The 12,505-nt window shown below is 56.2% G+C and carries 11 protein-coding genes; 6 read left to right on the top strand and 5 right to left on the bottom strand.

Annotation, left to right across the window (positions count from 1 at the left end):
• The first annotated feature begins 93 nt into the window (after nucleotides 1-93).
• Entirely contained in the window at nucleotides 94-801 is a 708-nt protein-coding gene (locus CE168_RS03100) for a TetR/AcrR family transcriptional regulator (protein ID WP_099571051.1), read from the top strand.
• A 171-nt stretch (nucleotides 802-972) separates the two neighbouring features.
• Nucleotides 973-2,163 (top strand): pyridoxal phosphate-dependent aminotransferase, encoded by a 1,191-nt coding sequence (locus tag CE168_RS03095; RefSeq protein WP_099571050.1) that lies wholly within the window; start codon nucleotides 973-975, stop codon nucleotides 2,161-2,163.
• Nucleotides 2,164-2,480: 317 nt separating this feature from the next.
• Here the strand turns inward: CE168_RS03095 and gnd are convergent, their stop codons facing one another.
• The 3 genes from gnd to CE168_RS03075 form a co-directional block, all read right to left on the bottom strand.
• The gene (gene gnd / locus CE168_RS03090; protein WP_099571049.1) at nucleotides 2,481-3,374 is read right to left on the bottom strand and encodes a phosphogluconate dehydrogenase (NAD(+)-dependent, decarboxylating); all 894 of its coding nucleotides are present in this window, start codon (nucleotides 3,372-3,374) and stop codon (nucleotides 2,481-2,483) included.
• A 220-nt stretch (nucleotides 3,375-3,594) separates the two neighbouring features.
• Nucleotides 3,595-4,923, bottom strand: coding sequence for a GntP family permease (locus CE168_RS03085; protein WP_099571048.1), 1,329 nt, complete (start codon nucleotides 4,921-4,923; stop codon nucleotides 3,595-3,597).
• 186 nt (nucleotides 4,924-5,109) lie between these two features.
• Nucleotides 5,110-5,661, bottom strand: a complete 552-nt coding sequence (locus CE168_RS03075) for a gluconokinase (protein ID WP_099571046.1) — start codon at nucleotides 5,659-5,661, stop codon at nucleotides 5,110-5,112.
• 276 nt (nucleotides 5,662-5,937) lie between these two features.
• Between CE168_RS03075 and CE168_RS03070 the strand changes: the two genes are divergently transcribed.
• A complete protein-coding gene (locus CE168_RS03070) occupies nucleotides 5,938-6,672 on the top strand; it encodes a FadR/GntR family transcriptional regulator (RefSeq protein ID WP_099571045.1) in 735 nt (244 codons plus the stop codon).
• Nucleotides 6,673-6,840: 168 nt separating this feature from the next.
• On the opposite strand, the gene CE168_RS03065 is transcribed toward CE168_RS03070, so the two are convergent.
• A complete protein-coding gene (locus CE168_RS03065) occupies nucleotides 6,841-8,187 on the bottom strand; it encodes an MFS transporter (protein ID WP_236824291.1) in 1,347 nt (448 codons plus the stop codon).
• A gap of 53 nt (nucleotides 8,188-8,240) precedes the next feature.
• Entirely contained in the window at nucleotides 8,241-8,447 is a 207-nt protein-coding gene (locus tag CE168_RS08990) for a hypothetical protein (protein WP_180753667.1), read from the bottom strand.
• Between the two features lie 66 nt (nucleotides 8,448-8,513).
• On the opposite strand from CE168_RS08990, the gene rpmB reads away from it, so the two are divergent.
• The 3 genes from rpmB to rsmD all read left to right on the top strand — a co-directional run bounded on the left by rpmB (nucleotide 8,514) and on the right by rsmD (nucleotide 12,479).
• Nucleotides 8,514-8,708 (top strand): 50S ribosomal protein L28, encoded by a 195-nt coding sequence (rpmB, locus tag CE168_RS03060; RefSeq protein WP_003807649.1) that lies wholly within the window; start codon nucleotides 8,514-8,516, stop codon nucleotides 8,706-8,708.
• Between the two features lie 367 nt (nucleotides 8,709-9,075).
• The gene (locus CE168_RS03055) at nucleotides 9,076-11,814 is read left to right on the top strand and encodes an ATP-dependent DNA helicase RecG (RefSeq protein ID WP_099571044.1); all 2,739 of its coding nucleotides are present in this window, start codon (nucleotides 9,076-9,078) and stop codon (nucleotides 11,812-11,814) included.
• Between the two features lie 56 nt (nucleotides 11,815-11,870).
• Nucleotides 11,871-12,479, top strand: a complete 609-nt coding sequence (rsmD, locus tag CE168_RS03050; RefSeq protein ID WP_294446473.1) for a 16S rRNA (guanine(966)-N(2))-methyltransferase RsmD — start codon at nucleotides 11,871-11,873, stop codon at nucleotides 12,477-12,479.
• Nucleotides 12,480-12,505 lie beyond the last annotated feature (26 nt).

Below are 12,505 nucleotides of genomic sequence, written 5' to 3'. Positions count from 1 at the left end.
ATTCGTATGCGACATTCGGTGAAAAATGGTCTAGACAACTTGTACAATAAAACGTGGTTATGAGGCAACGTGACTAATTATCAGGGGGTACTGATGCCACGACCACGTAGGGATTCGGAAATCCTGCCAGCGAAAGATCGTCTTGAAAACGCTTTCTGGGAGCTGCTTTCGGAACGCGAGTACAACAAAATCACTGTCACCGACATCGTGCGCACGGCGGACGTGAATCGCAATTCCTTCTACTACCATTTCTCCGGATTGCCGGAACTGGCCGATTCCGCCATTCTGCACGCCGTCGAAAACACGCCAATGCCGGGTGTGCCAGGGCGAGATTTCGATCCTGACACCGAATGGCGCAAGCACGTCACCGCGCTGCTGCGTGACCCCGAACAGCGCCAGCGTCTCGACCGATTGGCATTGCTTGCCGGTCCGCACAGCTCACCGGAACTCGTTTCGTCGCTGAAAGAATTCGGGCGTTTGACCATGATTTCCGTGCTTGGACTGGATGTGGACCATCTCGATCTGAAAACCGATCTTATGCTCGACTTCACTGTCGGAGGTATGTTGGCGGTGTTGCAGCGCTGGCCGAAGTTGCATGAGAAACTGCCACTCGACACCGTATTCAACGAGGACGTCGCCGTGCTTGCGGCGGGCATGTTCATGTCGATGTCAAAAGCGGACATGCTTGAATATTGGCGCAGAATCTTCAGCAACGGTTTCGTGCCCGGCATGGAGGCCGCGCAGCGCAATCGACTGAGGGAAGCCGGGGAAGTCGAGGAAGCTAAAAGGACTGTCGAATAATACCGTTACATGACACCCTGCCCGCGATTGTGACAAAGCAGTGGTAGAAACGAAAGTGTTGCACGTTCGCCGCCATGAGGTGAATTCGCGATTGACTGACTGAATTGAGCCGGGCGCGGGCGTGCATGATACATGCGTCAGAAGTACGACAGTACGACAGGGAGGTTGTTCATGATCAACGAAGCCTACAAGGCCATGCTTGGCGGAAAGTCCGTGATCCGCGAGCTGAGTGAATACGCGACCGCGCGTGGCGCCGAAATCGGCTACGAGAATGTGTTCGACTATTCGCTGGGCAATCCAAGTGTGCCCTGCCCGCAAAGCTTCACCGACGAAATGATCGCCCTGTATAGGGATGCGGAACCGGTCGCACTGCACGGATACTCGCCGTCGCTGGGTATTACCTCAGTGCGCACGGCCATTGCGGAAAGCCTCAACCGCCGCTTCGACATGGACTATACGGCCGACTACATCTTCCCGACCACGGGTGCGGCCGGAGCACTGGCCCACGCGCTGCGCGTGGTGACCAAACCGGGCGACGAAGTTATCACGTTTGCCCCATACTTTCCGGAATACCAGCCGTACGTCAACGGAACCGGCGCGCACCTGACCGTAGTGCCGGCCGACACCGAAAACTTCCAGATCAATTTCGACGCATTCGAACAGGCGTTGAACCCGGAAACCGCAGCGGTGCTCATCAATACGCCGAACAATCCTTCCGGAGCCGTCTATTCCGCCGAAACGCTGACTCGACTGGCTGAAATACTGCGGGCCAAGCAGATTGAATACGGGCATGACATCTTCCTGATCTCCGACGAACCGTACCGCGAAATCGTATTCGACGGGGGCGTGCAGCCGTATCCGAGCAAGTTCTACGACAACACGCTTTCGTGCTACTCGTACTCCAAGTCGCTGTCGCTGCCGGGCGAGCGCATCGGCTATGTGGCGGTGAACCCGCGTGCCACCGACGCCGAACTGATCGTGCCCATGTGCGGCCAAGTCAGCCGCGGAACCGGACACAACTGCCCAGGATCCAGCGTGCAGCTGGCCGTGGCCAAGGTGGTGGATGAGACCAGCGACCTTTCCGTGTACGAAAAGAACATGAACCTCTTGTACGACGCGCTGGTACGCCTCGGATTCGACGTAGTACGACCGGGCGGTACGTTCTACATTTTCCCGAAGGCGCTTGAGGAGGATGCGAACGCGTTCTGCATGAAAGCCAAGGACTACGACCTGATTCTCGTTCCGTCCGACAGCTTTGGCGTGCCCGGCTATTTCCGCATGGCGTACTGCATCGACACGGAGAAGGTGGAACGTTCCATCGCCGCGCTCGAAAAGTTTGTGCACGAAGTCTACGGCCGCTGAGTTCCTGACTGGAACCTCTGACTGGAGCAATCCGGACACAAATATGCTAAGGGGCGTGTGTCTGCCTTATATATGGCAGTTCGGTTGGCTAAAACCTCCAAATCGTACCCTCGAAGTGCTGTTTCGCCGAGAGCGTCTGCCATGTATAAGCGAAATAGGCGTTCTTAAGCTGTGTGGAGTGTCCGTTTCTGCAGAATCGGACACTCATGGGCTGGTTTTGGGTGTTTGGATGTCCGATTCTGGTGAATCGGACAGTTGGGCTGCTGTTTTTGGATTCTGCTTGTCCGTTTCTGCAGAATCGGACATTCAAAGCACTCTCAGTGGGTGGCGACTTCGTCGATCTTGGTGACGTGGCCGCCGAACTGGGCGCGCATGGTGGAAACAACGCGCAGAATGTCATCCGCGCCGCCGCGGGAAGTCTGCCGCGCGTAAAGTGCGGCCGCGGTGGCGGGGGTCGGCACGCCCAGTTCGAGCGCCGCCTCGATCATCCACTTCGCCTCGCCGGACTCGTTGGCCACCGGCGGCATGGATTCCAGCGTCGGATCGGACTTGAATGCGATCGCCAGCAGATCCAGCAGCCAGGACTGTACCACGGAACCGTCTCGCCATGAAGTCATCACGGCAGCGGGATCCTTGATGAGGTCGGACTTCACCATAGTGGCGAAGCCTTCGCCGAACGCCTGCATCATGCCGTATTCAATGCCGTTGTGCACCATTTTGGCGAAATGGCCGCCGCCGACCGGGCCTGCGAGCGCCAGTCCGGAATCGCCCTCAGGCTTGAGCGCTTCGAAAATCGGTCGGGCGCGTTCGAAATCCTCTTCGCTGCCGCCTACCATAAGCGCATACCCACGGTCGATGCCCCATACGCCGCCGGAAACACCGCAATCCATGAAGTGAATGCCCTTCGGCTCAAGTTCAGCCGCGTGGCGAGCGTCATCGGTGTAGCGGGAATTGCCACCATCGATAATCATGTCGCCAGGTTCCAACAGTTCCGCCAGTTTGTTGATAGTGCTGTCGGTCGCCTCGCCTGCGGGCACCATTACCCATACGATGCGCGGCGCGGCGAGCGCGGCCACCATTTCCTCAAGGCTTGCCACAGTGCGGTCCGATTCGGGGGAGCGGTCGTATCCGACTACTTCGTGTCCGGCCGCAGCGATGCGCTTTGCCATATTTCCGCCCATTCGGCCCAAGCCGATCATTGCCAGCTGCATGATGTTCTTCTTTCTACGGTTTTTGATGTGGATTTAAATTGGGATTTAAATTGGATTCGAATTGGGATTGGTGCCGCCCATCCATTTTCTGCATCTTCCGCAACGCAGAAAAGAAGATGCTTAAAAACGAATGGACGGCAAGTTTTTTGTATTTCAGATATGTTTTTCAGATATGATGCACGCGAATCGCAATCGCAATTTGTGTGCGAAATGTCGTGCGTCAAAGCACCAGCGAAAGCAGCATGACGCAACCCAAGCCGGTGACCGACAGAATCGTTTCCATCAGCGACCAGGTCTTCAATGTCTGACCGACCGACATACCGAAGTATTCCTTGACCAGCCAGAATCCTGCATCATTCAGGTGCGAGAAGAACACGGATCCTGCGCCGATGGCGAGCACCAGCAGAGCCAGATGCGTTGGGCTCATGCCGGTGGCGAGCGGCACCATGATGCCGGATGCGGTGACGGTGGCCACGGTTGCGGAGCCGGTGGCGAGACGGATGAGCACGGCGACCAGCCAGCCTGCGATCAGCGGATTCATGGCGGATTCGGTGATCGAATTAGCGATCACGTCGCCAATGCCGGAATCGACGAGCGTCTGCTTGAAGCCGCCGCCGGCGGCGACGATCAGAATAATGCCGGCGACCGAGCTGAAGGATTGGCCGACCATGCCGTTGACCGCGTCGCGGGTGAATTTCTGCATGTAACCGAGCACGACCATCGCGAAAATCGTGGTGATGAGCAGCGCGGTCAACGGAGTGCCGATGAAAGCGAGTGCACGACCCCACGCGGTTTCGCTCTGACCGGTCAGATCCACTATGGAAGAGGCGAGCATGAGTACGACCGGCAGCAGGATGACGGCGATTGCGGAAGCGAAGGATGGGCGGTTTTCCGCGGATTTCGGAGCTTCGGCCTCAGCCTTGTTTTCGGGGGCGGCGATCGGCACCCACTTGGCGGCGAGTTTGCCGAAGAGCGGGCCGGAGATGATCACGGTTGGAACGGCTACGAGCAGGCCGAGCGCCAGGGTGATGCCGAGGTTCGCATTCAGAGCGCCGATGGCGGTGAGCGGGCCGGGGTGCGGCGGCACGAACGCGTGCAGGGTGGAAAGGCCTGCGAGGGCTGGAATGCCCAGCAGGATCACCGGAGCTTTGGCGCGGCGAGCGGCAAAGAGCACCACCGGAATGAGAATGACCACGCCGACTTCGAAGAACATGGGAATGCCGACGATGAACGCGATCAGGGCCATGGCCCACGGCAGACGTTGCAACGGCGTTTTGGCCATGATGGTGTCGACGATGGTGTCGGCACCGCCCGACTTGAACAGGATTGTGCCGATGATCGAGCCGAATGCGATGAGCAGGCCGACGTTGGAAATCGTGGAACCGACGCCAGAGGTGAAGCTGTCGAACGCCTTGCCGTACTCCACTCCCGCGCACACGGCCATCGCGAACGAGCCGGCAAGCAGGGAAAGGAACGGATGCACTTTGCATACCGCGATAAGTAGAACGATGATGGCGATGCCGATGATCGCCGCTGCAATGAGGTTCATGAATCCTCCTCGATTCATGGGTTTGGTGTGCCGGATTTGTCCGATTCTGCAGAATCGGACAGTTGTGCTGCTGTTTTTGGGTTCTGTTTGTCCGTTTCTGCAGAATCGGACAAACATGTACCAGTTTTGGGTGTGTAGTTGTCCAATTCTGGAGAATCGGACACATTTGGACCGGTGGATGGCGGATTAGGAGGCCTGGGTTGCGGTTTGGGCTGCCGCGGTTGCGGCCACGGTTGCTGCATAGGCGTTCAGCGCTTCGATGGCACGGTCGACCATTTCGTCGACGCTGCCTTCGATGGAGATTTCCACGCCGTTCTCTTCGGAGGCGAGCGGCTCAAGAATGGCGAACTGGCTTGGCAGTAGCGCGGGTGGCATGAAATGTCCCTTGCGTTCGCTGAGCCTCTGCTGAATGAGCTCGTGGCTGCCGTTGAGATGAATGAAGAATGTGGGCACGTCTTTGGCGAGCACCTCGCGGTAGCTGCGCTTCAACGCGGAGCTGGACACCACGGTGTTTTCGTCGAGCGCCTCGCGTGCCACCATCCAGGAGTTGATGACGTTCAGCCATGGCCAGCGGTCCTCATCGGTGAGTGGAATGCCGGCTGACATTTTGTCGATATTCGCTTGCGGGTGGAAGTCGTCGCCTTCCGCGTACACGTATCCGAGTCGTTCGTGGATAGCTTCTGCGACGGTGGATTTGCCACATCCTGCAACGCCCATCACCACTACGTGAATGCTCATGTTGCTCTCCTTGCTGTTGACGATCCTGTGCCGCTTCGCACCAGGAATAAGACTACTATAAACCATAAAAGTAGTATCAGTCAAATAAAAAGTACTACGAATTGGAAAAATCGTGTGACTTGCTATGCTGGAGATAGTGCAAAATAGCGGTAAATCACGCAATCGTAGATATACGATCATCTGCGATTTGTGATTGCCGTGCATGTCGCAGAATATGTGAAACATACCGTGAAACAAAGCAGGCATGTTATGGAGTGAGCGAGGGAGGAACGGTCGATGGCTGAAGACACGGTAATCGCAGAAAATGCCGGCGGTGAACTGATGCAGGATTCGGTGAGCCGAACGCTTGCCATCGAAATGCTCGACGGCGTGTGGAAGGCTGGCGAAAGCCTTACGTTGGAAGACCTGCAAAGTCGTTTCGGTATTTCCAGAACCGTGGCGCGAGAAGTCGCGAAAACACTTGAATCCATGAACGCGGTACTTGTCAAACGTCGCATCGGACTTGTCGCACGCCCATTCGGCGAATGGCAGGCGCTCAACCATCAGGTGATCGAATGGCGTCTCCACTCCACGCAACGCGAGCAGCAGCTGTCATCCCTCACCGAACTGCGGCTAGCGGTCGAACCGGCTGCAGCGGCTTCCGCCGCACGTCTTGCCCCCATCGACGTCAAGGCGAAATTCCCCGTGTATGCGGCGAAAATGCGGCAGATCGCCGAATCCAACAAGGAAGGCGAAGCCGGACTTGCGCAATTCCATGATCTCGACGTGGAATTCCATACGTTGATCCTGCATGAAAGCGGCAATGAGCTGTTCGCCGCGCTTTCCGACACCATCGCCACCGTGCTGCGCGGACGCGTGGAACTCGGCAAATACCCGATGAAGCCGAAGCCTGACGCGCTCGACGCACATGATGCCGTAGCCGACGCAATCGCCAAGGGAGAGCCTGAACGTGCGCGCAGCGCCATGCTTGACATCGTCGACGAAGTGGCACGTGCCCTCAACTTTTTCTGATTTTCGAATCAGCATTGCTTTTCCCCGTAGACCCTGAAGAAGATTGCAATTGCGATTACTATGCGATCGACTCTTGCCATGCATGACTTTTCGGACGTGAGGCGACATCGGAAATACGACATGAAGGCAGCTGGTTGCCGAAAAACAGACAGAAGTTAAACGGCGAAACTACTTGCGGGTGGGGTCTTTTTGCACCAGGAGGAAGATGAGGGCAACGATCAGCAGGATTGCGATTGAAAGCACGCCTACAGAGGCGTTGCCGGTCAGCGAAGTGGTGGTCGCAACAAGGAAGGTGCCGATAATCGAAGCGGTTTTGCCGAAAATATCGTAGAAACCGTAATATTCATTGGCACGATTCTTTGGAATGATCTTGCCATAATACGAGCGAGACAACGCCTGAATGCCACCTTGGAACAAGCCGACAAGAATCGCAAGAATCCAGAATTCCGTAGCGGAACGCAAGAAGAACGCGGCAAACAGCACAATGCAGATATAAGCGATCACGGCGGTGGCGATCATGGTTTTTGCGCCAAAACGCCCAGCCAGCTTACCGTACGCGATCGCGCTCGGGAATGCCACGAACTGCGTGACCAGCAGTGCCATTACCAGATGTGTGGAGTCGATGCCCAACTGCGTACCGTATGAGGTGCTCATGGAAATCACCGTGTTCACCGCGTCGATATAGAAGAAGAACGCGATCATGAACATCCACAGCGGCTTGTTGCGACGGATCGCGCGGAACGTGATGCGAAGTTCGTGGAATGTGCCGCGAATCGCCTTGCCGGCCTGGTTCGCGGTAGCGCGGTAATGCACCTGCTTATAGCTGGTGAGCAGCGGAATGGTGAACGCAACCCACCACAATGCGGTGATTACGAACGAAGCGCGCGTGCATGCCACCGTGGGCCATCCGAACAACGACGGACCGCCGAAAATCAGCGCTATGCAGGCAATGAACGGAATCGTGGAGCCAATATAGCCCCATGCGAAACCATGCGAGGACACGCGGTCCATACGCTCATTCGACGTGATATCGACCAGCATGGAATCGTAGAACGTGAGCGAACCGTTCAGTCCGACCGTGGCGAGAATGCACACCACCAAGAAAACGAGCCAGCTGAGCGGCAGCGCCATCGCACAGCAGGCGACCACGCCCGTCAGGAAGAATCCGGTGAAGAACTTTACCTTCATGCCCTGCACGTCGGCCATGGATCCGAGCACAGGCATCATCACCGCGATGATCAGCGATGCGATGGTTTGCGCGTACCCCCATGTCGACACGATATTCGATTGGCCGGCGGACTGCAGCAGCGAGTTCGCGTAGATTGGCACGACGGCGGTCGATAGCATTACGAATGCGGAATTGCCGACATCGTAGACGATCCACTTTTTTTCGCGTGTGGTGAGTTTTTCGTTGGGTTCTGGCAGATTTTCTGCAGATGTTGCAGACGTTGCAGACGTTGTGGGCGCGGAAGTTGCGGCAGGCGCAGTTGTGGGCGCTGTTGCGCGTTCAGACATGATTGTTGACTCTTTCGAATAAACCGTCAATTCACTGTTGTATACACTACAGTTCATCTTAAATGGACGTAAGGGATGCGCTCTGCCGTTACGTATGAACAATGCATGAACATTGCGACTGATGTGTGATTGATGTCCAGTTTTTTGAACAAGCGCCATGATTCCGGGGAATCCAAGGCGATTTCTATCCACAGGTCTGCAATCTGGTTTGCGATTGGCTGGGGCTGGTTGTATAGTTGAGAAGTTGTGTGTTCTGCCATGCATTCAGTTGCATGGTGTCGAACGCGCAGACTTGCAAGTCAATAGTAATTTATAGGGAGTCCATTATGGCAGCTCGTTGCGCAGTGTGCGGCAAGGGACCGCAGACCGGTTTCACCGTTTCGCACTCACATATTCGCAATAAGCGCACCTTCCGCCCGAACCTGCAGCCGGTTCGCACCACCATCGACGGCGAGAACGTTCGCGTTCGCGTTTGCGTCAAGTGCATCAAGGCTGGCAAGGTTCAGCGCGTTGAAGCGTGAATCGCGAAATAACAGCTTGAAACCCCGGTAGACCGCTGGTCGCCGGGGTTTTGCTTTATGCGCCCAGGTCGTGAGTGTCCGGATTGTTCCAATGGGTGGAGGTTTTGGGTCGTTGGGTGGCTTGTTTGCGGGGTGATTCTTCCAGTGGGTGGAGGTTTTGGGACGTTGGCAGGGCTCTGGGTGTCCGGATTCTTCCAGTGGGTGGAGGATTTTGCCCGTTGAGGGGCTTGTGGGCGTCCGGATTTCTCCAGTGGGTGGAGGTTTTGGGACGTTGGCAGGGCTCTGGGTGTCCGGATTGTTCCAGTCGGTGGGGAATTTTGCCCGCTGAAGCCGCATCTGTCGGCATAACTGGGGAGAATGGTGCATTATGAGCACCACACTGGAAACGCCGATTTCATCAATCGAAAGCAACCGCCGCAGAGTTGGTGCGCTGAAATCGCTTGGCGTGGTGTCCGTAGGCGACGCCCTGACCTACTATCCGTTCCGCGTGACCGATCCCATTCCAGCGCACGCACTGCACGAGGCGAAAATCGGGGAAAAAATGGCATTCGCAGCGCACGTGCTCGAAACGCGTGTTTTCCCCATGGCTCGTCGTGGCTTCCGCCTGATCGCAACAGTCACCGACGACGATTTCGCAGCCCGTCGCAACACCCCAAAATCGTTGGCGTCACTGGTTTTCTTCTCATATCGCAAATCGTATGTCGATTGGGTGCAGCGCAAATTGCACACGGGAGCGCTGCTGGTCGTCGCAGGCGAGCCAAGCGTGTATGACAATCGTTTGCAATTCACGCATCCCGACCTGCTTACCATCAATCCCGTGCAATCGCAGGCAGAAAGCGGGGAATGGAATGACGGTTTCGGCGATCCTGCAAATCCACCGCTTGGTAATCTGAAATACGATGCGCAAACTGTTGATGAAGCATTGAAACGAGTCTGCCGTCCGCGACCGGTATATCATGCGAATTCCAGGATTTCCAGCGAACATATTCACGAATCGGTATTGAAATACATGGATGCGTTGCGTGGAAGCGAATATTTGGCGGCGACAACGGCAAGTAATTCCTCAGATAATATCGCGCAAGAAGGGGAGTTTGACGCTCCTCAAGTAAATCGTGAAGTGCAGATTAAAGCGTTGTCCGTCGCTATTCCCGACATTATTCCGGAAGATTTTCGCGAGGAATATGGGCTTATGCATCGCGCTGAAGCATTCATGGCGATTCATGATCCGGTCGATCGCAAGAATTTCGACAACGCCCTGCAAACGTTGCGATACGAGGAAGCGCTGATCTGCCAGACCGCACTCGTCAAAACACGCGACGCATCACGCAAAAACAAGGCGACCGCATGTTCCGCAACGCGGTTGAAAGACGACTTCATTGCCTCACTGCCGTTTGCTCTGACGAGCGGTCAAAGGCAGGTTATTGCCGATATTTCCGCCGATATGACGCGCGACTACCCCATGCAACGATTGCTGCAGGGCGAGGTTGGATCCGGCAAAACCGTGGTCGCGGTCGCAGCCATGATGCAGGCTGTGGGATCGGGCGGGCAGGCCGTGCTTGTAGCGCCAACGCAGGTTCTTGCCGAGCAGCATTATGCGAGCATTTCCAAAATGGTGGCGAAACTGACGGATGCAGACGATAAAACGGCTTCCGAAATCCGGGAAAATACGGCGCCAACTCAAGTGTCAACAATCCAACAAACCGGGGAATCCGCACAAAAAACTATCAACAATAATGCTGTGGATAAAGGTGTACAACCCGCCGATCTGTTTGAGATAGCCCAAATTTCCAATGTGGATAACTCGAATAACGACGATTTGATTACATTGCGAAGTGAGCAATCGCATATTTCAAATGCGCAAAAAAAGGGTATTCCAAGCAAAGGAAACGATATATTCGGCACAAAAGATGGGGAGATTCCCGTATTTCTTCTTACGGGAAGCATGCGACTGGCCGAACGCCGTCGCGTACTTGCCGCAGCCGCATCGGGCATGCCCTGCATCGTCGTGGCGACGCACGCCGCATTTTCCAAGAATTTCCAGGCACCGAACCTCACACTGGCGGTAATCGACGAACAGCATCGCTTCGGTGTGGAGCAGCGCGAATCGTTGAATTCCAAGGGGACTACTGCGCCGCATCTGCTGGTCATGACGGCCACGCCGATTCCGCGCACCGCAGCCATGACCTGGTTCGGTGATCTTGATATTTCCGCGCTGACTGAACTTCCTGGCGGCCGCAGGCCAATTCGCACATTCGTGGTGCCGGAAAGCAATGCGTCGCTGATGAGCGAAATGTTCGCCCTGATCCGTAAACGCATTGACGCGGGGGAACGCGCCTACGTGGTCTGCCCGCGCATCGACGATGATTCCGAAAATGCGGACGACGCGTTGGCGGCGTCGGCTGCTTCGGATTCGAAAACCGCAGGCTCGCCGGTTCCCGCCTTTGACGAGGCATACGATCTTGGCGAAGACGACGACAAGCGTGCGCAACGCCCCCCGTTGCATTCCGTCGCAGAAATCGTGGAGCGTCTGCAATCGTTGCCGCAATTCGAAGGCATTCGATTCGCAACATTGACCGGGCGCGACGATGACACCACAAAATCGCAGGTTATGGCCGATTTTGAAGCCGGCATAACGCCGATTCTGGTAGCGACCACGGTAATCGAGGTCGGCGTGGACGTGGCGAAAGCCAGTTGCATCGTGATTTTCGACGCAGATCGGTACGGACTTTCGCAATTGCACCAGTTGCGAGGGCGCGTTGGCCGTGGTGGTACTGATTCGGGGGCTTTTCTGATTTCGCGTGCGCCTGCGGACAGTGATGCCGCCCGCCGTCTTGACGTGATTCAGGGCACGTTGGATGGTGCCGAAATCGCACAGGCCGATTTGGAATTCCGTGGAGCCGGCGACGTGCTCGGAGATGCGCAATCCGGCGGGAAAACGGGATTGAAGCTGCTGCGCGTGGTCAAGGATGTGAAGATCATCGAACAGGCACGGGCCGAGGCCACGCAGCTTGTTGCGGCCGATCCCGATTTGCTTGGATTTGTGCAGTTGGCTGGAGCGGTATTGGATTTCACGCGCGGCAACGAAATGTTCCTGACCAGCAATTAGTTTGGCACGCCTAAAAGAGCCGGACACACCTAAATTAAGCCCGCCACGCTAGAGTAGTGCGTATGCGCGTAATTTCAGGACGATTCAAAGGTGTGGCATTGACCACGCCGAAGTCGGGTACCCGACCGACTACAGATCGCACCAAAGAGGCGATTTTCTCGCACCTTGATTCGTGGGGAGTGTTGGACGATGCCCGCGTGCTCGATTTGTTTGCAGGAACCGGCGCTTTGGGCATCGAAGCATTGAGCCGTGGCGCGCGAGAGCTGGTGGCGGTGGAATCCTCCGCTCCGGCGGCCGCATTGATCGCGCAGACGCTGACCGCGTTGAAGCATAACCGTTCGTGGGAACATGGCATGAGCGCCCGCGTGGTGAAGGCCCGCGCGGAAAAATACGCGTCTTCGGCTTCGGCCGTTGAACCGTTCGACATGGTGTTCATCGACCCGCCGTACGCCTTCGAAACGAATGATTGCAACCAGCTGCTCGCCGATCTTGCCAGCCGTGAACTGACTTCCAGCAACACGGTGATCATGCTTGAACGATCCACCCGTTCCGAAGCTCCCGCGGCCCCCGCAAACTGGGAAATCACCGATCGGCGCGACTATGGCGAAACTGCCGTCTACTACATTGAACCCAGCGAGCCAATCTCCGATAAAGGTCAGCACTGATCGCAAGAAAAACTTGCGATCATTCC

The sequence above is a fragment of the Bifidobacterium sp. N5G01 genome (assembly GCF_002742425.1).
GTDB classification, from domain to species: domain Bacteria; phylum Actinomycetota; class Actinomycetes; order Actinomycetales; family Bifidobacteriaceae; genus Bifidobacterium; species Bifidobacterium hominis.
This window is presented reverse-complemented; position numbering and strand designations above follow the sequence as displayed.

Excerpts from the sequence above, each read along its gene's own strand:
- rpmB (WP_003807649.1), top strand. The coding sequence starts at position 8,514 with ATGGCAGCTCGTTGCGCAGTGTGCGGCAAGGGACCGCAGACCGGTTTC.
- CE168_RS03055 (WP_099571044.1), top strand. The coding sequence starts at position 9,076 with ATGAGCACCACACTGGAAACGCCGATTTCATCAATCGAAAGCAACCGC.
- gnd (WP_099571049.1), bottom strand. The coding sequence starts at position 3,374 with ATGCAGCTGGCAATGATCGGCTTGGGCCGAATGGGCGGAAATATGGCA.
- CE168_RS03070 (WP_099571045.1), top strand. The coding sequence starts at position 5,938 with ATGGCTGAAGACACGGTAATCGCAGAAAATGCCGGCGGTGAACTGATG.
- CE168_RS08990 (WP_180753667.1), bottom strand. The coding sequence starts at position 8,447 with ATGGCAGAACACACAACTTCTCAACTATACAACCAGCCCCAGCCAATC.
- CE168_RS03065 (WP_236824291.1), bottom strand. The coding sequence starts at position 8,187 with ATGTCTGAACGCGCAACAGCGCCCACAACTGCGCCTGCCGCAACTTCC.
- CE168_RS03085 (WP_099571048.1), bottom strand. The coding sequence starts at position 4,923 with ATGAACCTCATTGCAGCGGCGATCATCGGCATCGCCATCATCGTTCTA.
- CE168_RS03100 (WP_099571051.1), top strand. The coding sequence starts at position 94 with ATGCCACGACCACGTAGGGATTCGGAAATCCTGCCAGCGAAAGATCGT.
- CE168_RS03095 (WP_099571050.1), top strand. The coding sequence starts at position 973 with ATGATCAACGAAGCCTACAAGGCCATGCTTGGCGGAAAGTCCGTGATC.
- CE168_RS03075 (WP_099571046.1), bottom strand. The coding sequence starts at position 5,661 with ATGAGCATTCACGTAGTGGTGATGGGCGTTGCAGGATGTGGCAAATCC.